Genomic DNA, 20,568 nt, shown 5'->3' with positions numbered 1-20,568 from the left:
GGCGGGGCCGTCGCCGGGGCCTCCTCGCCTACCGGGGGGGGGGGGCGGGGCCCGTTGCCCGCGCCCCCCCGCTGGGCCCGCGGCCCGATGTCGTCGGCCGTGAGGGCCGACACCGTCAGCCGTACGCCTCGGGGCGCCGCGGTCCTGAAGCGCGCGCCGGGGGCGACCGCCCACCCCGCGTGCAGCAGCCGTGCCACCGCGCCGGTCTCGTCGGCCACCGGAACCCAGACGTTCATGCCGCTGCGGCCGTGCGCCACGACGCCCCGTTCCGCCAGCGCCGTGACAAGCCCGTCCCGCCGCTCCCCGTAGGCGCGCGCGACGGCCGGTACGTCCACCGCTCCCGAGGTCCACAGGTGGACGACGGTCCGCTGGAGCAGCCTGCTCACCCAGCCGGGGCCGAGCCGCTGACGTCCCTGGACCCGGTCGACGGTCAGCGCGTCCCCGCCGAGCACCGCGAGCCGCAGATCGGGGCCGTACGCCTTGGCGGTCGACCGTACGAACGCCCACCGGTCCGTGACCCCGGCCAGCGGACGGAGCGGCAGGTCCACGATGCTGTGGCCGTGGTCGTCCTCGATGAGCAGGACCTCGGGGCGGTCCGCGAGGAGGGCGCGCAGCTCCGCCGCCCGACCGGCGCCCATCGAGGCGCCGGTCGGGTTCTGCGCGCGGCAGGTGACGACGACCGCGCGGACGCCCTCCCGCAGCGCCCGGTCCAGACCGTCCGGGAGCGGCCCGTCGTCGTCCACCCCGACGGGGACGAGCCGCAGCCCGAGCGCGGGGACGAGATCCAGCAGACTGCCCCAGCCGGGGTCCTCCACGGCGACGGCGTCACCGGGGCGCAGATGCGCGGCCAGGACGCGTTCGATGGCGTCCAGCGAGCCGGAGGTGACGGCGACCGGTCCCGGCGGCACCCCGTCCGCGTCGAGCCCCGCGCGGGCGAGGCGCGCCAGCTCCGGGTCGACGGGCTCCTGTCCGTACAGCCCGGGACGGCGGGCGTGGTCGCGCGCGGCGGCGGCGAGCGCGTCGCCCAGCGGGGGCAGCAGAGCCGTATCGGGGTTGCCCTCGGAGATGTCCCGTACGCCGGGCGGCGCCTCGACGCGGATGGAGCCGCGGGCGGTGCTCGCCGGACGGGGCCGCACCCGGCTCCCACGGCGGCCGGCCGTCTCGATCACCCCCCGGTCGCGCAGGGCGCGGTAGGCGGCCGCGACGGTATTGGGATTGACCCCCAGCTCGGCCGCCAACTCCCGCATCGGAGGCAGCGGTTGGCCCGGTGCCAGCTCACCGGAGCCGACTCCTCGCTCCACGCTGGCGGAAATCTCCGCGGCACCCCGGCCGGTAATCCGATACTCTCCTAGCACAAAGAACACTATGCACTAGTGCAATGGAGAAGGCAAATGCCCGAGACCACCGACACCGCACCGGCCGCCCGACCTATCGGGAGCACCACCACCGCCTACCACCCCACGGCCCGCACCGTCCCCACCCGTTCCAAGGAGCGGGCCTCGTACGACCACGGACTGGTGCACGGGATCCTGGACGAGGCGTACCTCTGCCACCTCGGGTTCGTCCGCGACGGCGCCCCGGTCGTGCTGCCGACGCTCTACGCCCGGGTGGGCGAGCGGCTGTACGTGCACGGCTCGACGGGCTCACGCCCGCTGCGCATGGCACGCGGCGCCCGGGCCGGGGCCGACGCGGACACGAGCACCGGCACGAGCACCCACACGGACTCCGCCCCCGGTACGGAAGCGGCCGGGACGCCGGACGCCGGCCTCGCGGTCTGTCTGACCGTGACCCATGTCGACGGTCTGGTGCTGGCGCGCTCCGCCTTCCACCACTCGATCAACTACCGCTCGGTCGTGGTCCACGGCACCGCCCACCAGGTCACCGACCCCGAGGAGCGGCGCATGGCACTCGACGCGATCGTGGACCAGGTCGTTCCCGGCCGCGCCGCCGACTCCCGCCCCGCCAACGCGCGCGAGCTGGCCGCGACCGCCGTGATCCGGCTCGATCTGGACGAGGTCTCCGCCAAGGTCCGTACGGGCGGCCCCAACGACGAGCCCGAGGACGCCACCCTCCCGCACTGGACGGGAGTGGTCCCTCTCGTACGCGGCTACGGCACCCCCGAACCGGCCGCCGATCTCGACGCGTCCGTCGCGGTGCCCGGCTACCTCTCCGCCCTCTGAGACCGGGCCGGATCCTCCGGCTCCGGTTGTGCCGCCGGGATCTCGCCCAGGGCGCCCGCGCCGCCGGCGACCGGTCCCGACGGTGCCTTGGGTGTCGACGACTGGGCGATGAAGGCGCCGACGAGGACGACGGCGCCGCCGAGGATCTGCGGGGCGGAGAGATGCTCCCGCAGCAGCACCCAGGCCAGCACGGTCGCGACAACCGCCTCCAGGCAGGCCACCACACCCGCCACCTGCGGGGAGAGCTTGCGTACCGAGATCACTCCGGTGACGTACGCGAGCACGGTCGCGATCAGCACGATCCAGCCGAGCAGCAGCCCGGCCGCGACCCGCGAGCCGCCGAGGTCCACCGAGCCGCCGAGAATCGCCCAGTCCATGCCCCACGGGCGGGCCACGGCGGTCAGCACCACGGCCCCGACGATCAGCCCGTACGCGATCACACCGAGCGGATCGGGGGCGTCCACCCCGTCGCTGCCCTGGTCGGACAGGACGAAGTAGCCGACCTGGCAGCAGGCCGCGCCGAGCGCGAGGAGCACCCCGACCGGGTCGAACCCGAGCCCGGCCCACACCTCGACCACACAGGCGAGCCCGCCCACCGCGAGGACGACCCCGGCGGCGGCGGCGCGGGTGACCGGCCGGCGCTGGACGAAGCGGACCCAGAGCAGGACGAGCGCGGGGGCGAGGTATTCGATGAGCAGCGCGACACCGACGGGGATCCGGGAGAGCGCGGCGAAGTAGCAGGCCTGGACGCCCGCGACGGCCAGCAGACCGAACCCGGCGAGCAGCGCGGGCCTGCGGCGCACCAGCGCGCGGTGGCGCCAGGCCACCGGGAGCATGATGAGTGCGGCGCCCGCGACCCGTAGCCAGACCACATGGAGCGGATCGAGCCCCGCTTCGATCAGCGGCTTGGCCGCGACCCCCGAACCGCCGAACGCGAACGCCGAGCCCAGAGCCAGCGCCAGGCCGACGTTCCTCCCCTGAGAAGCGTGCATGGCGTCATCATGTCAGCTCGCGTCAGGAGCGTCACCCGCGTGACACCTGTCGAGACGACCGGGGCCCGGCGGGGGCCCGTACTCACGCCCGGCCGGAGAGGCGGGACAGCCGTCGCTCCAGTGTTCCGGCGTCGGCTCCGGCCCGTTCCAGCACCTCGACCGCGCGGCAGTCCCGGTCGGCGAGGAGCGCGGCCAGCAGATCGAGCCCGCCGATCCGCGGCTCGCCGTTACGGGCCGCCCGGTCCAGGGCGCCCGCCATCGCGGCGAGCGCCTGCGGGGACCAGCCGGTCACGGCCCGGTCGACGGCGTCACGCGGCACGGGCACCGCCGGGACGGCCCCGGAGTCCTCCACGGTGGCCTGCCAGCGCAGCCCGTAGCCGATGCTCCGCTGGACGAGATAGCCGAGCACCCGGACCACGCGTTGATCGCCGCCGAAGACATCCCGTACCGATGGGTCCGTCTCCAGCAAGGAGTGCAGCAGATGGGCGGTGTCGACCTGGGCGTCCCCGCCGCGCAGCGCCCTGCGGCGCGCGCCGGAGAGCACCGACACCAGCTCCGCCGTGAGCCGGGATTCGGCAGCGGCGCGGACCGGCGTGACACCGGCGCGCTCCGGGGCGGGCGATACCGGCACCATGGGTGAAGGCTTCTGCACGCTCCCACCCCATCAGTCCCCCGCGCCCGGGGCATCCCCGGCGGGGAGCATCTTCGCCTCCGACGGAGGGTGGGCACATCGGGACGAGTCCTCCTCCTTGCGGATGAGATTCCCCTGTTCCTTCCCCGATGCGCCCTTCCGTGACCCGCTCCCGCCCCGGCCCTCCCCGCCACGCGCGAGGCCCCGCGGCGTCCCGGCGGACACCGGGAACACCGCGGGGCCCTGCGGGCAACCGGCCGCGCGGGCGGTCAGTCCTCGTCGGCGAGGATCAGATAGAGCTTCTTGCGCGATTCGTTGATGACCGCCAGGGCCTTCTCCCGCTGCTCGGGAGAGCCGGTCTTCCAGACCTGGCCGAAGGCTTCCATCAGCCCGAATCCGGCCTGCCGTACCTCGTTCATCGACTCCCAGTCGATGCCGCGGCCGGCCTCTTCCCACGGGGCGTCGGGCCCCGACTCCGCCTCGGCCGCACCGGTCTCGGTGAGGGTGAACAGCTTCTTGCCGCCCTCGCTCCGACTCTCGATCAGCCCCTCGTCCTCCAGCAGCTGGAGGGTCGGGTAGACCGATCCCGGGCTGGGGCGCCAGGCCCCGCCGCTGCGCTCGCCGATCTCCTGGATCATCTCGTAACCGTGCATCGGCCGGTCCTTCAGCAGCGCCAGGATCGAGGCGCGCACATCGCCGCGCCGTGCCCTCCCCCGACCTCCGCCGCGCCCCCGGCCGCCCCCGCCGAAGGGACCGCCGAACGGCGGGCCGAACGGCCCGAAGGCCCCGCGCCGCCCCTCGAAGTCGCCCCGGCCGGGGTGGCCGGGCCCGCAGTGACCGGATCCCGGTCCGTACTCGTGTCCATGTGAACGCATCGCTACGCTCCCTTCATCGTTGATCTGTCGCGATGCGTCAACGATATATCGGAACCTGTCGCATGGCAAGGGCGTCATGGCGTCGCGTGATGACCTGTGCCAGTGGGTGTTGATCGATTGCCGGCGAAGGCCGATCGAATGACTTCTGTGCCAGCCAGGGATGACTGCCTGCGGGGTTTGTGACAGTGGAGGATGACCGCAGACGGCGACGATCACTCTGCTCGACGGGTCTGTAGTGTGCGGAAATGACAAGGAGCGAGCGGCTCGCGGAGCAGTTGGACTGGTACTGGCGCAAGAACCTGCGGCCACGGCTGGACGGTCTTACCGACAAGGAGTACTTCTGGGAGCCGGTGCGCGGCTGCTGGAGCATCCGCCCACGTGGCACGTCGGCCGCACCGATGCCGGAAGGTTCGGGGGAATGGACGATGGACTCCGCGTCTCTTGCCCCGGTGCCGGCGCCGGTGACCACGATTGCCTGGCGGCTGGCGCACATCATCGTCTCGTGCCTGGGCTATCGGGTCGGGTGGTACTTCGGCGGCCAGGATGTCGACTCCCAGACATTCGCCTACGCGGGGACCGCTGACGAGGCGCTGGAACAGCTCGATGAGATGTACGGGAGATGGAACGCGGGGGTCCGCGAGCTCTCGGACGCCGACCTGGACAATCCGCCCACGGTGGGTCCCGAGCGGTTTCCCATGGAGAACAGGGTCCTGCACGTCAACAGGGAGCTGATCCATCACGGCGCCGAGATCTCCCTGCTGCGCGACCTCCACCGCCGGCAGGACGAAGCCGGACCGCACCGAATATGACTTTCGGTAACCGGCGATCAAGCTTCGGAAACTACCTGTACACCGAATGATCAACCTACGGTGGCACAAACCAGCGTTGATCATCTTTCAGTGGCAATCGATCAGCGATCACTGGCACAGGTCAGCGTGCCAGCGCCGCGCTCCCGGCGCTCCGTCCGGCGCTCCGTCCGGCGCTCCGTCCGGCGACTTCTTCGGTCCACTTCTTCGGTCCACCGGTACGGAATTGGCCTTGGGCAGCGGGTCCACGCGGCTCCTAGGCTCGCGCCATGCGCATTCGAATCGTCGACGCCTTCACCGACCGCCCCTTCAAGGGAAATCCCGCCGGAGTGCTGCTCCTCGACTCCGACGGATTCCCGGACGCCGGCTGGCTCCAGCAGGTGGCCGCCGAAGTGAACCTCTCGGAGACCGCCTTCGCCCACCCCCTGCCGCCCGGCGGCGGCGCCGACTGGGCGCTGCGCTGGTTCACCCCGGTCACCGAGGTGGGCATGTGCGGCCATGCCACCCTGGCCACGGCTCACGTACTGCACAGCACGGGACGCGCGAGCGGCGCCCTGCGCTTCGCCGCCCGCCCCGGGATCCTCGGCGCCACCGCGCACGAGGACGGCTCACTCACCCTGGACTTCCCGACCTCCCCGCTGACGCCGATCACCGTCCCCGACGGCGTCCCGGCCGCCCTGGGCGCCGATCCGCTCTCCGTCCACGACACCTCGGAGCACATCGGGGACCTGCTGGTGGAGCTGGCCGACGAGCGGACCGTACGGAGCCTCACCCCGGACTTCGCGGCGCTCAGGGCGTTCTCCCGACGCGGCGTGATCGTCACCGCGCCCGCCGACGAGCCGGACGGCGGATACGACTTCGTCTCGCGGGGCTTCTTCCCCAACGCCGGGATCGACGAGGACCCGGTGACCGGCAGCGCGCACACCGCGCTCGCCCCGTTCTGGTCGGCGCGGCTGGACCGTACGGAGCTGACCGGGCTCCAGGTCTCCGCCCGGACCGGGCTCGTCCGCACCTCGCTGCGCGGCGACCGGACCCTGCTCACCGGACGGGCCGTCACGGTCATCGACGGCGAACTGCACAGCGCGCCGTGAAACGTCCGAGGGGCGTACGGGTCTCCCCGCACGCCCCTCGGTCTCGGTGTCCGTCACGCCCCTCGGCGTCCCGCGCGCGACGCTCGCGCGCGGCTCCCCGTCACACGGTCGGCAGCCAGGAGACGTGGCCCGCCAGCAGCGCGTAACCGACGAACGCCCCGATGTCCAGCAGCGCGTGGGCGGCGACCAGCGGGCCGACCCGTCCCCAGCGCCGGTAGAGCAAAACGAACACCACGCCCATCACCATGTTGCCGATGAAGCCGCCGATCCCCTGGTACAGGTGGTACGAACCGCGCAGCACGGAACTCGCCACCAGCGCGCCCATCGGCGTCCAGCCGAGCTGTCCGAGCCTGCGCAGCAGATATCCGACGACGATGACCTCCTCCACCACGGAGTTCTGCACCGCCGACAGGATCAGCACCGGGAACTTCCACCACACGGAGGGCAGCGACTCCGGCTGCACCGTCAGATTGAATCCGGCCGCCTGCATCGCCAGGTAGAACGCCAGCCCGGTGCTGCCGATCCCGGCCGCCACCAGCGTGCCGCGCCCCAGGTCCTGCCAGGGCCTGCGGCCGTCGAAGCCGATGTCGCGCAGCCCACTGCCCTCCCTCAGCAGGAGGTGCGCGACGAGCGCGACCGGGACCAGCGCCGTGCTGATCCCGAAGAGCTGCCAGGCGAGATCGAGCCACGGCCGCCCGGGCGCGGCCGAGGCGTTGAGCCGGGCCGCCTGGTCACCCAGCGCCTCGGGCCTGGTCAGCGAGCCGATGAAACTGATGAGCGCCGACACCGCGCTCGCGCCGAGCGAGAGCGCCAGCACGAGCACCGTCTCGGACCTCAACGTCCTCGATGAGAGGGCCTCTTGGGGGTAAGAGCCGTCCACCCGCCCCGCCTCCGCCTGCACACCAGCCTCCAGTTGGGTAATCCCGCCTCATGCCTCTCACGGTGCCGCTAGGGTCTCGAATGCGGGTACGAAGATCGCTCGCGACAGGCCGGAAGACCGGCGCCGTCCGGCGTCCGGCATCCGGGCCCGCACCTCCGGGCCCGTCCACTCTTCCAGCCCTTGTTCACCCTTCACGAAGGAGGGGCGTCACCGTCATGGGACGTCACAGCTTGCCCGACGCACGATCGGCGGGAGCGCGCAGGGCCCGGTCACCGCGCCGACGCACGGTCACGATCGCCGCGGCGGTCGTGGTGTCGGTGGCCGCCGGAACGGGAATCGCGGCGGGCAGCGGCCTGCTCTCCCTCTCGGAGACCTCCTGTGACAACACGCCCGTACGGCTGGATCTCGTCGCGTCCCCGGACATCGCCCCCGCCCTGCGCGCCGTGGCCGACCGCGCCCGGCGCGACCATGTCACCTCCGACGGCCGCTGTATCGACATCCGGGTCACCGCGCGGGAGAACGCCGAGGTCGCGAACACGCTCGCCACCAGCTTCCTCGCGCCCGACTACCAGATCTGGGTGCCGGACTCGGACCTCTGGGTGGACCGCGCCAAGGGAGCCGGAGACGGGGTCGCCCTGACCCCGGCGGGCAATGTGGCCCTCTCCCCGGTGGCGCTGGCCGCGCTGCCGACGCCGGCGCAGGCGCTGGGCTGGCCCGCGAAGACCTACACCTGGGCCGCGCTGGCCGCGGCGACCGGCAACACCGACACCGTGCGCCTGGGCGCCGCCGATCCGTCGCGCAGCGCCACCGGGCTGCTCGCGCTCAGCAGCATCGCGGAGTCGGAACGGCTGGAGGCCGAGCGGCAGGGCGGCGACCGGCGGCAGACCGGAGCCGGGCAGGGCGGCGCGGACGGCAAGCAGAACGCGGACGGCAAGGCGAAGACCGGGAGCCAGGAAGGGGCCGGCGGCACCCGGGCCGCCGCCACCGCGCGACTGCTCACCCAGCGGGTCTCGGAGTCGGACAGCCGCGTGCTGGAGAGCCTGGCCCGGGACGACTCGGGCGCCGGGCTCACCGACCCCCGGAGCAACGAGGCGGTGCTCCTCTCCGAACAGGCCGCGTTCCGGCACAACTCGGAGAACGGCGGCTCCGCGAAACTCGACCTCTTCTACCCCACCGACGGCGCGCCCGCGCTCGACTATCCGTACAGCCTGGTCAACCAGAGCGCGCTCAGTACGGACGAGAGCCGCGCCGCCATGCGGTTCATGGCGCTGCTCAGCGAGGACAGCTCGTACCGCACCCTGGCGGAACACGGTTTCCGGGTCGCGAACACGCCCGTCCACGACAACGTGCTTCTCACCGCCGGGGGCCGCTCCCCGCAGCCGTACACCGGGGAGGACGCCCGGCCACCGTCCGCGGAGGCCGTGGAGCGGGCCCTCGGCCTGTGGACGATGTCCGTGCGCAGCGCCCGGCTGACCACCGTCGTGGACGCCTCGGGGTCGATGGAGGAGTCCGTCCCGGGACGCGGCGGCCAGAGCCGGATGGATGTCACCAAGGCGTCGCTGCTGCGGGTCCTCGCCCAGTTCACCGCCGAGGACGAGCTCGGCCTGTGGGAGTTCAGCACCCGGCTGGACGGCGCCAAGGACTACCGCAAGCTGGAGGAGACGGCGCGGCTCGGTGAGCCCGCGAAGGGCGGCAGCACCCACCGCGAGCGGCTCTCCGACGCGTTCACCGCACTGAAGCCCGTCCCCGACGGCGACACGGGGCTGTACGACACGGCGCTCGCCTCCTACCGGGAGGCACGGGCGAGTTATGTGCCCGGGAAGTTCAACGCGCTCATCATCCTCACGGACGGTTCCAACAAGGACGACGACAGCGTTTCGCGCGGCGACCTCGTCGAACAGCTCAAGAAACTCGCGGACCCCGAGCGCCCCGTGCCGCTGATCGGCGTCGCGGTGGGGCCCGACGCGGACCGCAAGGAACTCGACGCGATCGCCCGGGCCACCGGCGGCGCCGCGTACGAGGTGAGTGACCCGGCCGACATCCAGTCCGTGATCCTGCGGGCGATCATGCTGTCGGCGAGCGAGTCCGCGGCGGACGCCACCGCCGACACCACAGCGGCCCGCCCCTGACCGGGCAGGGCCCCGCCCTTACCGGTCCCGGCCACCACGGCCGGCCACCGACGCGACCGGTCCCGACCACCACGGCCGGCCACCGACCCGGCCCGCCCCTGACCCGGCACGCCGCCGGACGGCGGGCCGGGCCCTCACCCCCCTCTCCGTTCCTCCTCTCCGCCGGGCCCGGCCGGGTCACCCCCTCCCGCTGCCGAACGGCCCCGCGTCACAGTCGCCGGGGTCGGCCGGTCCCCGGCCGGGCCGCCCCGGGCCCGGCCGCCGCACGCCGGAGGGCGCGGGGAACCCCGTCGGCCAGGTGTGCACCGGCTCCCCTTGGTGCATCAGCTCGCAGTAGCGGCGGGTCGTCGCCGCGAGCGCCGCGTCCCGCTCCAGGCCGGCCTCCAGCGCCCGGTGGAAGGTCTCCACCTGCCAGGAGGCGCCGTTCACCCGCCGCTTGCACCGCTCCTCGATGACCCCGAGGTAGAAGTCCCGGTCCACCGGCGAGATCTGCCACGCGTCGAGCCCGGCCGCCGCGAGCGGCAGCAGTTCGTCACGTACGAGCTTGACCGCCGGTACGGTCGTGATCCCGCCGGCCCGGCCCGGGCGCGGCCAGCGCAGCTCCGCGTCGATGCCGTGGCGGCACGCCTCCTCGAAGTTCCTGGCGGCGTCCGCGAAGGGGAGCCGGCGCCACACCGGCCGCGCGTCCTCGGCGAGCGCCCGCACGAGCCCGTAGTAGAACGCGACGTTCGCGATGACGTCGGTGACCGTCGGCCCGGCGGGCAGCACCCGGTTCTCCACCCGCAGGTGCGGGGCGCCGTCGGCGACCTCGTACACCGGCCGGTTCCAGCGGTAGACCGTGCCGTTGTGCAGCGCCAGCTCCTGGAGGTCGGGCATGCCGCCCGCGTCGAGCACCCGCATCGGGTCCTCGTCGTCGCAGATCGGCAGCAGCGGGGGGAAGTAGCGCAGGTTCTCCTCGAACAGGTCGTAGGCGGAGCTGATCCAGCGCTCGCCGAACCAGGTCCTGGGGCGTACCCCCTGCGCCTTCAGCTCCGGCGGCCGGGTGTCGGTGGCCTGTTCGAAGAGCGGCGGCCGGGATTCGCGCCACAGCTCCCGGCCGAACAGGAACGGCGCATTGGCACCCAGTGCCACCTGCACGGACGCCACCGACTGGGCCGCGTTCCACACGTCGGCGAACCGGTCGGGGGTGACCTGGAGATGCAGTTGTACGGAGGTGCAGGCCGCCTCCGGGGTGATCGAGGCCGACGTACAGGTGAGCCGTTCCACGCCCTCGATGTCGAGGGTGAAATCCTCGCCGCGGGCCGCGACCATCTGATCGTTGAGAAGTGTGTAGCGGTCCACGTCGGAAAGGTTCGCGGAGACCACGTCGTGCTGTGTGAGGGTCGGCAGAATTCCGATCATCACGATCCCCGCGTCGACCTCGCTCGCTTTGCGGTGGGCATATCCGAGGCCCGTGCGCAGTTCCTCGGCGAGCTGATCGAGAACGCGCCCGTCCAGCCGGTGCGGAGCCACGTTCACTTCCAGGTTGAACATTCCGAGTTCGGTCTGGAAATCACCGCTCGCGATGCGCTTCAGCACCTCCGCATTCATCATGCGGGGCATCCCGTCGGAGCCCGCCAGATTCAGCTCGATCTCCAGGCCCATCAGATTCTTGGGCCGGTCGAACCGCTCCTCCGCCAGGAGCCGCTCCAGCACCGTCAGGCACTGCTGGAGCTTCCTGCGGTATTTCTGCCGATCGGACAGGTCGGAACCGCCCGCTTCGACCTTCTCCCCCATCGAAGTGTCCCTCCTCGACTGGGCGCCCGGCGGCTGGGGCCGCTCGCGTCACGATCGATAATGCCCACACAGAGTGATCCGTAACGCCCCCGTCCGCCCCCGGCGCCCGGTAGGGTGGTGTCCGGCCGCCGAGGCATCCGGCACATTCCCTCGGCATGGCAGGGTGACAGGGAGTGGATTTTCGTTTCCGCTGCCCGAACGGGCGCCGAAATCGCCGACCATTTTCAGCCGACCCCATCCGGCGAATCATCCCAGGCCAGACGCCCTCCCTTCACTATTTATCAACAGAAATCGCGCGGGAGAAGGACTTAATAGTGCCTTGCCCGCAATATCCAGCACAGCTAGCGGAAACATGGCGTGAACACGCGTCGTATAAACTCTGCCCACGAGGCAGAGAGTCGGCGCCCGGCCCCACGGCCCGGTGCCCCACCTCTGACCCCGCATGCCGACAGCGATGTCCGCACCCGCCCACGCTCCATTTCACGCGTCACCCTGTCTCCTGAATGAGAGGCAACCCACCATGCCGCTGCATGTACCCCCGGCCCCGGCGCCCGCCCTGCGCAGCGTTCTCGCGGCACTCGGTTCCCCCACCGCCGTGCGCGATGCCCGCACCCCCGCTCTGCAGTCCGTCCAGGGACCGCTGAGCCCCGAACTCCCGCTTCCCGTCCATACTCTCGGCGGTCCCGGCGTTCTCGACCACGTCACCCAGGAGGACCGGACCACCGCACCGGGCAGCGGTACGCCACGGACCAGGCTGACCGGCTGGCGCTTCCTGATCCGCAGCGGCGACCGCTCCGTGGCCGCCGCCGACACGATGCTCACCGCGGACGGCTGGACCTTCTCCCGCTTCTTCGAGGGCCCGTACCTGCCCTCCACCGAGCGGGCGCTGCGCCAGGCCGAGAGCCTCACGACGGCCTACCAGCCCCGGCTGCTCTCCGTGCCCGAGCTGTACATGCTCACGCTCTGGCTGCACGGGGACACGGAGGCCGACCCCGGAGCCGGTGCGCCCGCGCCCACCGACATCCTCGTACCGCTCGCGCCCGCGCCGCCGGGCATCGCGGCGCACCGCCCGCACCGGGTCGCCGAGTTGCTGCCGGTGATCGGGCTGCGGCTCACCCCGGCCCCGCCGCTCGCCCCCGCTCCTGCGGCGGCCCCGGCGCCTCCGCTGCTCCGTACCCCGGCCTGATCGCGCGTCCCGCGCCCGTGCCCCGCGGCCCCGCCGGCCGCGGGGCACTTCGCTGCCCGGTGCACTTCGCTGCCCATCCGGCGTAGTCCTCCCGGGCCACCTCGAACCACCCGAAAGGACAGCCCAATTCAGCTGAACCGTCCGCGTGGGTGAGACGTCCTTAAGCAGAAGGAAGCACTGCCGCGAAATACCTGCGGATCGCCGTCCGCGGGGCAACACTAGGACTGGACCAGAGATACGGGGGAGCGGCCATGAACACATCGAGCCGCAGGACACTCACGACGACTCAGCGAAAGAATCCACCCATGTGCCAGCATCAGCCAGCCTGTCCGACAGCCGACTCCGCCGACCGTGACGCGGCACGGCTGATCGCGCACCACCCGGAGCAGGGCTGGAGCCTGCTGTGCAACGGCGTGCTGCTCTTCGAGGACACCGGAGAGCTGCTGCCCGACGGACAGATCATCGCTCCGCACCGGCCGCTGCGCACGGAACAGGTCGCGACGGCGGCCTGAGCACGCGGCACCACCCGGCAGCCCGCGGCCCGCACGACGCCCGGCTGCCCGCAGGGGAACGAACAGAAGAACGGGGGCCGGCCCGGAGATCACTCCGCACCGGCCCCGACGTATGACCGCGAACGCCCTTACGTCAACGGTCGCCCCCGTCAGCGGACGTCCGCGTCAATTGCCTACGCGTCAATTGCCCACGCGTCCGTTGCCTACGCGTCAGTTGTCGTACGCGTCCACCGGCGGGCAGGAGCAGACCAGGTTACGGTCACCGAACGCGCCGTCGATCCGGCGGACCGGCGGCCAGTACTTGTCCGCGGCCGAGACCCCGGCCGGGAAGACCGCCTCGGCCCGGCTGTAGGCGTGTTCCCACTCCCCGCCCAGCGCCGCGGCCGTGTGCGGGGCGTGGCGCAGCGGATTGTCGTCCGCGGGCCACTCGCCCGACGCGACCCGCTCGATCTCCGCACGGATCGCGATCATCGCCTCGCAGAAGCGGTCGATCTCCTGCAGATCCTCGCTCTCCGTGGGCTCGATCATCAGCGTGCCCGCCACGGGGAACGACATGGTCGGCGCGTGGAAGCCGTAGTCGATCAGCCGCTTCGCGATGTCGTCGACGCTGACACCGGTGGCCTTGGTGAGCGGCCGCAGATCCACGATGCACTCGTGCGCCACCAGCCCGTTCGGACCGGTGTAGAGCACCGGGTAGTGCGGCTCCAGGCGCTTGGCGATGTAGTTGGCGGCCAGCACGGCGACCTGCGTCGCGCGCTTGAGGCCCTCGCCGCCCATCAGCCGTACGTACGCCCAGGAGATCGGCAGGATGCCCGCCGAGCCCCACGGTGCCGCGGAGATCGGCCCGACGCCCGTCTCGGGCCCGGCGGCCGGCTGGAGCGGGTGGTTGGGCAGGTACGGGGCGAGATGGGCCCGGACGCCGACGGGACCGACGCCGGGGCCGCCGCCGCCGTGCGGGATGCAGAAGGTCTTGTGCAGATTCAGGTGCGAGACGTCGGAGCCGAACCGGCCCGGCTTCGCCAGTCCGACCAGGGCGTTCAGGTTGGCGCCGTCGACGTACACCTGTCCGCCCGCGTCGTGCACCGCCGCGCAGATGTCGCCGATGTGCTCCTCGAACACCCCGTGCGTGGACGGGTAGGTGACCATCAGGACGGCCAGCTCCGCACCGTACTGCTCGATCTTGGCCCGCAGGTCCTCGACGTCGACGTCGCCGTCCTCGCGCGTCTTGACGACGACGACCCGCATCCCGGCCATGACCGCGCTCGCCGCGTTCGTGCCGTGCGCGGAGGACGGGATGAGGCAGACGGTGCGCCCGGTCTCCCCGTTGGCCCGGTGGTACGCCCGGACGGCGAGCAGTCCGGCCAGCTCGCCCTGCGAACCGGCGTTGGGCTGGAGGGAGACCGCGTCGTACCCGGTGACCTCGGCGAGCCGCTCCTCCAGCTCGCGGATCAGCGTCAGATAGCCCTGGGCCTGCTCGGCCGGGGCGAAGGGGTGCAGCGCACCGAACTCGGGCCAGGTGACCGGCTCCATCTCGGTGGTCGCATTCAGCTTCATCGTGCAGGAGCCGAGCGGGATCATGCCGCGGTCCAGCGCGTAGTCACGGTCGGCGAGCCGGCGCAGGTAGCGCAGCATCGCGGTCTCGGAGCGGTGCTGATGGAAGACCGGGTGCGTCAGATAGTCGTCGGTGCGCAGCAGTTGGCCGGGGAGCGCGTCGTCGGTGGCCTCGTCCAGCGCCTCGATGTCGCCCTGGACGCCGAAGGCCGTCCACACGGCGGCGAGCTGGGCGCGGCCGGTGGTCTCGTCGCAGGCCACGGAGACGTGATCGGCGTCGGCCTGGTGGAGGTTGACACCGCCCTCCCGCGCGGCGGCGACGATCTCGGCGGCGCGGCCGGGCACGCGGAGCGTGAGCGTGTCGAAGTACGTGTCGTGCACGGTCTCCACCCCGCCGGCCCGCAGTCCCGCGGCGAGCACCGCCGCGTATCGGTGGGTGCGCCGCGCGATGGCGCGCAGCCCGTCGGGGCCGTGGTGGACCGCGTACATCCCGGCCATGACGGCGAGGAGCACCTGTGCGGTGCAGATGTTGCTGGTGGCCTTCTCGCGGCGGATGTGCTGCTCGCGGGTCTGGAGCGCGAGCCGGTACGCCTTGTTGCCGTCGGCGTCCACGGAGACCCCGACGAGCCGTCCCGGCAGGCTGCGCGCGAACTTCTCGCGTACGGCCATGAAGCCGGCGTGCGGTCCGCCGAAGCCCATGGGGACGCCGAAGCGCTGGGTGGTGCCGACCGCGATGTCGGCGCCCAGCTCACCGGGCGGGGTGAGGAGTGTGAGCGCGAGGAGATCGGCGGCGACGGTGACGACCGCGCCGAGGTCGTGCGCCCGCTCGACCACGGCCCTGATGTCCCGTACGGCCCCGGAGGCGCCCGGGTACTGGAGCAGCACCCCGAAGACGCCGCGCTCGGCGGCCTCGGCGGGAATGCCCTCACCGAGGTCGGTGACGACAACCTCGACACCGGTCGGCTCGGCGCGGGTGCGGATCACCTCGATCGTCTGCGGCAGCGTGTCGGCGTCCACGAGGAAGACCCCGCCCTTGACCTTGCCGACGCGGCGGGAGAGCGCCATGGCCTCGGCGGCGGCCGTGGACTCGTCCAGCAGGGAGGCGCCGGAGGTCGGCAGCCCCGTCAGCTCGGCCACGACGGTCTGGAAGTTGAGCAGGGCCTCCAGCCGGCCCTGGGAGATCTCGGGCTGGTACGGCGTGTACGCGGTGTACCAGGCCGGGTTCTCCATGACGTTGCGGAGGATCACCGGCGGCGTGAAGGTGCCGTAGTAGCCGAGCCCGATCATCGGCGCGAGCACCTGGTTACGGTCGGCGAGGGAGCGCAGCTCGGCGAGGACCTCGGCCTCGGTGCGGGCGTCCGGGAGGTCGAGGGCCTCCGCGCTCTTGATCGCGTCAGGCACCGCGGCGGCGGTCAGCTCGTCGAGCGAGCCGTAGCCGACCTGCGCGAGCATCTTCGCCTGCGCCCCCGCGTCGGGGCCGATGTGACGCTGCTCGAAGGGGGTGCCTCGCTCCAGCTGGGCGAGCGGCGTGCGGTGGGCGTTCATGTACGGAGGCCTCCTGGTCTGCCACGACCTGCGGGGGCACCACGGCTCGGGTGCCCTGAACGGCCTCCCCCTCTGTCATCTCGACCTGAGAGCTTCACCGGCCCGCCGTGCGGCGGTCCGGCTTTCACCGTCGGTGAGAGCGGATGCCGTACGGTACGGCGCCCGCCCTGCTTTCCAGAGTGACCTCGTCCGCGCGGTACGGGGGCCTGAGAGATTCCGGGGAGGATTTGCTCCTTCGGCGCCTCCGGTGGGCTCACCGGAGAACTCTCCCGCACGGGGTCAGCAGCCGCTTGCCAGCCTACCAGCGGGGTCTTCCGGACAACTTTCGAGTGGCCGTCCCACCGGTTCTGCACTTTCGTAGTGTTCAGGAGCAGTTGCGACCCGCTGGAGGGACTGTGGAGACCCATATCGATCCGCGCAGCCTGATAGGACGCAAGGCGTACGACCGTGACGGCCGTAAGTTCGGCACGGTCGACGAGGTCTATCTCGACGACGCCACGGGTACGCCGGAATGGGCCGCCGTGCGCACCGGACTCTTCAGCCGTGACGCCTTCGTCCCCCTCGCCCCCAGCACCCTGGCCGAGGAGGGGCTGCGAGTCCCTTTCGAACGCGCGTTGATCAAGGACGCCCCCGATTTCGGTGTCGGTCGCCATCTCTCCCCCGACCAGGAGCTTCAGCTCTACCACCACTACGGTCTCGCCCTGCCGTCCCCGGAACCCCCGGAGGGGCCCGCGGGCCTCTCCGGCCGTGACAACGAGCGTGACTTCGGGCGGCTGGCGGGCCACGACGACTGACCGGTCCCGGGTACGAGGGGCAGCGGCTCGGAGAGTTCCAGCGCGGGGTCGTCGGCCCAGAACGTCCGCACCCGCCCCGGTGCGGATCCAGGCTCCTCGAACCGTACGGTGACCCTTCGCAGCCCGCTGCCCTGCACCCAGCCCGGGCCGAACTCCGCGTGGCGCACATCGTGTCCGGCCGGAAACCGCCGCTCGCCGGCCGGGCCGGACGCCCCGGCCGGCGACGGCGGCCCGTCCCCCGTGTCCGCCGCCCCCTCCGCCGGGGAGCGCCCCTGCCCCGCCCCTCCTCCGGCCACGGCGTCGCCCTGCCCCTCCTCCGGCCCGCCGGGCGCGCCGCCGTGGCCCCCGGCGGCCGCCCCGGGCTCCTCCTCCGCCGCCCGCTCCCGGGCCGCGGCCTGCGCGAAGAGGTCCTCCTGCGTGAAGTCGGCGAGCCCTGTCACCCCCACCCCGAGCAGCCGTACGCCGCCCGTGGTGTCCACGGACTCCAGGAGGCGCCCGGCCGCCTCGCGCACCACTCCCGGGTCGTCCGTGGGGCCTCTGAGCGTCTCCGAGCGGGTCAGCGTGGAGAAGTCGTACCTGCGCACCTTGAGGACGACGGTCCGCCCGGAGTGTCCGGACGCCCGCAGCCTGCGCACGCACCGCTCGGCGAGCCGGTCCACCTCCGTACGCACCCGCACCCGGTCGTGGAGATCGGTGTCGAAGGTGTCCTCGACCGAGACGGACTTGGCCTCCCGCTCGGACACCACGGGCCGGTCGTCCTGGCCGAGCGCCATCCGGTGCAGCGAGGTGCCGTGCGCCTTGCCCAGCAGCCGTACCAGCTCGTCCTCGCCCGCCTCGGCGAGATCGGCGACCGTCGTCATGCCGGCCCGCCGCAGATGCTCGCCCGTCGCGGGCCCCACACCGGGCAGGGTCCGTACGGACATGGGCCCCAGCAGCTCGCGCTCCGTGCCGGGCTCTATCAGGACCAGCCCGTCCGGCTTGGCCTGCTCGGAGCCGATCTTCGCGAGCATCTTGGACCCGGCGAGCCCCACCGAGCCGCTCAGCCCGGTCCGCGCCCTGATGTCCCGGCGCAGCCGCTCCCCCGCGGCCAGCGCCGAGGCCGTGTCATGGGCCGAGCCGCCCGCCTCCAGGTCCACGAACGCCTCGTCCAGGCTGAGCGGCTCCACCAGCGGCGAGAGCCTGCCCAGCAGCTCCATCACCTGCTCGCTGACCGTGCGGTAGAGCGTGAAGCGCGGCACGAGATACGCCGCGTTCGGCGCGAGGCGCCGCGCCTGGGCCATCGGCATCGCGGAGTGCACCCCGAACCGCCGTGCCTCGTACGAGGCCGTCGAGACCACACCACGCGGCCCCAGACCCCCGACGACCACCGGTTTTCCACGCAGACTGGGCTTCGCCGCCTGCTCTGCGGCGGCGAAGAAGGCATCCATGTCCAGATGCAGCACGGTCGGCGCGGTTCTCACACCACCGATGCTGCCTCACGCCACTGACAATCGGCCCGGGACGCAGCCGCCCGGCCACCCGTTCCGCGGGACGGGGCCGCTCAGACGGCCCGGTCGCGGCGCCTGCGCGCCAGCTCGTCGGCGGGGTTGTTCCCGATCAGCGTCTCGCCGGTGTCGATCCGCTCCCCGTGGAGCTGGGAGAGCGCCGCCTCGACGTCACGCCACACCACCCCGACCGCGATCCCGAAGATGCCCTGGCCCCCCTGGAGCAGGCTCACCACCTCGTCGGGCGAGGAGCACTCGTACACCGTCGCGCCGTCGCTCATCAGCGTCATGCGGTCCAGATCCCGGAAGCCCCGGTCCCGCAGGTGCTGGACCGCCGCCCGGATGTTCTGGAGCGCGACCCCGGTGTCCAGGAACCGCTTCACGATCTTGAGGACGACCACGTCCCGGAAGCTGTAGAGCCGCTGCGTGCCCGACCCGTACGCCGGCCGCACACTCGGTTCGACCAGCCCCGTACGTGCCCAGTAGTCCAACTGGCGGTACGTGATACCCGCCGCCGCGCACGCCGTCGGCCCCCGGTATCCGACCGTGTCCGCTCCGAGGCCGGGCGCCCTGCTGTGAAGCGGATACGGACCGCCCGCCGCCGTACCGTCGCCGCTGCTTCTCACGCCGACCCTCCGTCCTTGACCTGCCCTGTCGAAGGTAGGCAGTCACCCGGGGTGCGTCAACGATCGCCACACTCGCCACGCCGAGTGATAATCACCCTGAGAGTGGTTTCCCGTGTCCCTTTTCGGGGAAAAGCTCACCGAATGCGCTGACGGAGCCCGGTACAGCGCTCACCCGCCGCTCACTGGCTGTTGGTCCCGAAGTCCTCCGGAGAGATCTGGTCGAGGAACTCGCGGAACTTCTCCACCTCGTCCTCCTGCTCGTCCGGGATGGCGATGCCGGCATCGTCCAGAACCCCGTCACTGCCGTAGATCGGCGTACCCGTGCGCAGAGCGAGCGCTATGGCATCGCTCGGCCTCGCGCTCACCTCGACCCCGCTCGCGAAGACCAGCTCCGCGTAGAAGACCCCTTCACGCAGGTCCGTGATCCGGACTTCGGTGAGCTCCTGGCCCACCGCTTCCAGCACGTCCTTGAAGAGATCATGGGTCAGCGGCCGGGCCGGGGCCATGCCCTGCTGGGCGAAGGCAATGGCGGTCGCCTCCCCCGGTCCGATCCAAATGGGGAGGTACCGGTCGCCTCCCACTTCACGCAGGAGCACGATCGGTTGGTTGGAGGGCATTTCCACCCGGACACCCACAACGTCGAGCTCGTTCACACAGCAACCCTAGGACGTGCCCGGCAGGTTTGGGTAGTCGGACTCCCCCATGATCAGTGCGGATCCGTCCCGAGAGCCGTACGGAGCAGGGCCGCGTGAAGCTCCACGCAGAGTGCCGACAGCTCCCGCGTGGTCGCCTCGGCATGGGCCCTGGTCTGCGGATTACGGTGCAGCCGCAGCGGGGCCACGACCTGCTCGACCAGTCCGGCGTCCCGCTCGGCCGCCGCCTTCATGGCGCGCAGGTGCCGGGGCTCCAGGCCGAATCTGCCCAGATCCGAGACGAGTTTCGCGACCGTCACCGACTCCGCGCCGTACCCGCCGTCCGATGTCGGGGCGACCAGGCCGTACGCCTCCCACTCGGCGAGAGCGCCCGCGTCGGCCCCGGCCGCCGCCAGCAGCTCCTCACGGCCGATCCGCGCCGCGGCCGGAAGACCGGACTCCGCGTCGCTCCGCGGGCCCGGCAGGGCCCGCCGAGAGCCGGGAAGAGGGACATCCTCGCCGCGCTCCAGCGCGTCCAGGTGCCCCTTGATCACTTTCAGCGGCAGATAGTGGTCCCGCTGCATCCGCAGGACACGAGCGAGCCGCTCGACGTCCTCCGCACTGAATTTCCGGTACCCGGAGGGGGTCCGGCAGGGCTCGACGAGCCCCTCGGCCTCCAGAAACCGGATCTTGGAGATGGAGACCTCGGGAAACTCGTCCCGCAGCCTGCCCAGGACCGCGCCGATACTCATCAGCGCGGTGCCGGAGGGGGGGGGGGCGGGGGCGGCCCCCCCCCCCCGGGGTGGGGGGGCGGGCCCTACGCACGGGGCTGGTTCAACCCCCCCCGGCTCCCGGACGAGACAAAACCGGGCATTAAG

At 72.2% G+C, this 20,568-nt stretch carries 17 protein-coding genes, 1 pseudogene and 1 riboswitch; of the genes and pseudogenes, 7 read left to right on the top strand and 11 right to left on the bottom strand.

Annotation, left to right across the window (positions count from 1 at the left end; all coding sequences use genetic code 11):
* Positions 1-1,355 (bottom strand): aminotransferase class I/II-fold pyridoxal phosphate-dependent enzyme (locus tag ACFXKG_RS35845; protein WP_384848042.1); only part of this gene is annotated, 1,355 nt, incomplete at its 3' end.
* Positions 1,356-1,391: 36 nt separating this feature from the next.
* Between ACFXKG_RS35845 and ACFXKG_RS35840 the strand changes: the two genes are divergently transcribed.
* Positions 1,392-2,180, top strand: a complete 789-nt coding sequence (locus tag ACFXKG_RS35840) for a pyridoxamine 5'-phosphate oxidase family protein (protein ID WP_384848039.1) — start codon at positions 1,392-1,394, stop codon at positions 2,178-2,180.
* Here the strand turns inward: ACFXKG_RS35840 and ACFXKG_RS35835 are convergent.
* The 3 genes from ACFXKG_RS35835 to ACFXKG_RS35825 form a co-directional block, all read right to left on the bottom strand.
* Positions 2,162-3,172: a DMT family transporter gene (locus tag ACFXKG_RS35835; RefSeq protein ID WP_384848036.1), complete on the bottom strand. Its 1,011-nt coding sequence runs from the start codon at positions 3,170-3,172 to the stop codon at positions 2,162-2,164. The genes ACFXKG_RS35840 and ACFXKG_RS35835 overlap by 19 nt on opposite strands.
* 82 nt (positions 3,173-3,254) lie before the next feature.
* Positions 3,255-3,806: a Clp protease N-terminal domain-containing protein gene (locus ACFXKG_RS35830; protein WP_384848033.1), complete on the bottom strand. Its 552-nt coding sequence runs from the start codon at positions 3,804-3,806 to the stop codon at positions 3,255-3,257.
* Between the two features lie 266 nt (positions 3,807-4,072).
* Positions 4,073-4,678 carry a PadR family transcriptional regulator gene (locus ACFXKG_RS35825; RefSeq protein WP_384848030.1) on the bottom strand — a complete coding sequence of 202 codons (606 nt, stop codon included), beginning with the start codon at positions 4,676-4,678 and terminating at the stop codon, positions 4,073-4,075.
* Positions 4,679-4,923: 245 nt separating this feature from the next.
* On the opposite strand from ACFXKG_RS35825, the gene ACFXKG_RS35820 reads away from it, so the two are divergent.
* Together ACFXKG_RS35820 and ACFXKG_RS35815 are read left to right on the top strand one after the other, a co-directional pair.
* Complete coding sequence (locus tag ACFXKG_RS35820; RefSeq protein ID WP_384848027.1) at positions 4,924-5,487, top strand: DinB family protein; 564 nt, start codon at positions 4,924-4,926, stop codon at positions 5,485-5,487.
* Between the two features lie 266 nt (positions 5,488-5,753).
* Positions 5,754-6,575, top strand: coding sequence for a PhzF family phenazine biosynthesis protein (locus tag ACFXKG_RS35815; protein ID WP_384848024.1), 822 nt, complete (start codon positions 5,754-5,756; stop codon positions 6,573-6,575).
* Positions 6,576-6,675: 100 nt separating this feature from the next.
* Here ACFXKG_RS35815 and ACFXKG_RS35810 read toward each other — a convergent pair whose 3' ends face one another.
* On the bottom strand, positions 6,676-7,476 hold the full coding sequence (locus ACFXKG_RS35810) for a CPBP family intramembrane glutamic endopeptidase (protein WP_382899085.1): 801 nt from the start codon (positions 7,474-7,476) through the stop codon (positions 6,676-6,678).
* 194 nt (positions 7,477-7,670) lie between these two features.
* Here ACFXKG_RS35810 and ACFXKG_RS35805 point away from each other — a divergent pair, with 194 nt between their 5' ends.
* Positions 7,671-9,584 carry a substrate-binding domain-containing protein gene (locus tag ACFXKG_RS35805; protein WP_384848021.1) on the top strand — a complete coding sequence of 638 codons (1,914 nt, stop codon included), beginning with the start codon at positions 7,671-7,673 and terminating at the stop codon, positions 9,582-9,584.
* Positions 9,585-9,857: 273 nt separating this feature from the next.
* Here ACFXKG_RS35805 and ACFXKG_RS35800 read toward each other — a convergent pair.
* Positions 9,858-11,360, bottom strand: a pseudogene (locus ACFXKG_RS35800) (glutamate--cysteine ligase); the annotation flags it as partial.
* A 520-nt stretch (positions 11,361-11,880) separates the two neighbouring features.
* Between ACFXKG_RS35800 and ACFXKG_RS35795 the strand changes: the two are divergent.
* Entirely contained in the window at positions 11,881-12,546 is a 666-nt protein-coding gene (locus ACFXKG_RS35795) for a hypothetical protein (protein WP_384848018.1), read from the top strand.
* 305 nt (positions 12,547-12,851) lie between these two features.
* On the top strand, positions 12,852-13,058 hold the full coding sequence (locus tag ACFXKG_RS35790; RefSeq protein WP_365818822.1) for a DUF5999 family protein: 207 nt from the start codon (positions 12,852-12,854) through the stop codon (positions 13,056-13,058).
* Positions 13,059-13,268: 210 nt separating this feature from the next.
* Here ACFXKG_RS35790 and gcvP read toward each other — a convergent pair whose 3' ends face one another.
* Positions 13,269-16,154: an aminomethyl-transferring glycine dehydrogenase gene (gcvP, locus tag ACFXKG_RS35785; RefSeq protein WP_384848015.1), complete on the bottom strand. Its 2,886-nt coding sequence runs from the start codon at positions 16,152-16,154 to the stop codon at positions 13,269-13,271.
* 184 nt (positions 16,155-16,338) lie between these two features.
* Positions 16,339-16,436: riboswitch (glycine riboswitch) on the bottom strand.
* A 113-nt stretch (positions 16,437-16,549) separates the two neighbouring features.
* Here gcvP and ACFXKG_RS35780 point away from each other — a divergent pair.
* Positions 16,550-16,948, top strand: coding sequence for a PRC-barrel domain-containing protein (locus tag ACFXKG_RS35780; protein WP_384848012.1), 399 nt, complete (start codon positions 16,550-16,552; stop codon positions 16,946-16,948).
* Here ACFXKG_RS35780 and ACFXKG_RS35775 read toward each other — a convergent pair.
* The 4 genes from ACFXKG_RS35775 to ACFXKG_RS35760 form a co-directional block, all read right to left on the bottom strand.
* Positions 16,843-18,408, bottom strand: coding sequence for a DNA polymerase IV (locus tag ACFXKG_RS35775; protein WP_384848009.1), 1,566 nt, complete (start codon positions 18,406-18,408; stop codon positions 16,843-16,845). The genes ACFXKG_RS35780 and ACFXKG_RS35775 overlap by 106 nt on opposite strands.
* 80 nt (positions 18,409-18,488) lie before the next feature.
* The gene (locus ACFXKG_RS35770) at positions 18,489-19,058 is read right to left on the bottom strand and encodes a MerR family transcriptional regulator (protein WP_384848006.1); all 570 of its coding nucleotides are present in this window, start codon (positions 19,056-19,058) and stop codon (positions 18,489-18,491) included.
* A 179-nt stretch (positions 19,059-19,237) separates the two neighbouring features.
* Complete coding sequence (locus ACFXKG_RS35765) at positions 19,238-19,711, bottom strand: bifunctional nuclease family protein (RefSeq protein ID WP_006123076.1); 474 nt, start codon at positions 19,709-19,711, stop codon at positions 19,238-19,240.
* 53 nt (positions 19,712-19,764) lie between these two features.
* Positions 19,765-20,442 carry a MerR family transcriptional regulator gene (locus tag ACFXKG_RS35760; RefSeq protein WP_384848003.1) on the bottom strand — a complete coding sequence of 226 codons (678 nt, stop codon included), beginning with the start codon at positions 20,440-20,442 and terminating at the stop codon, positions 19,765-19,767.
* Positions 20,443-20,568: the final 126 nt, after the last annotated feature.

The organism is Streptomyces sp. NPDC059255 (assembly GCF_042752355.1).
Taxonomy (GTDB): domain Bacteria; phylum Actinomycetota; class Actinomycetes; order Streptomycetales; family Streptomycetaceae; genus Streptomyces.
The sequence above is the reverse complement of the archived record's forward strand: the minus strand, read 5'-3'. Positions and strand labels throughout refer to the sequence as shown.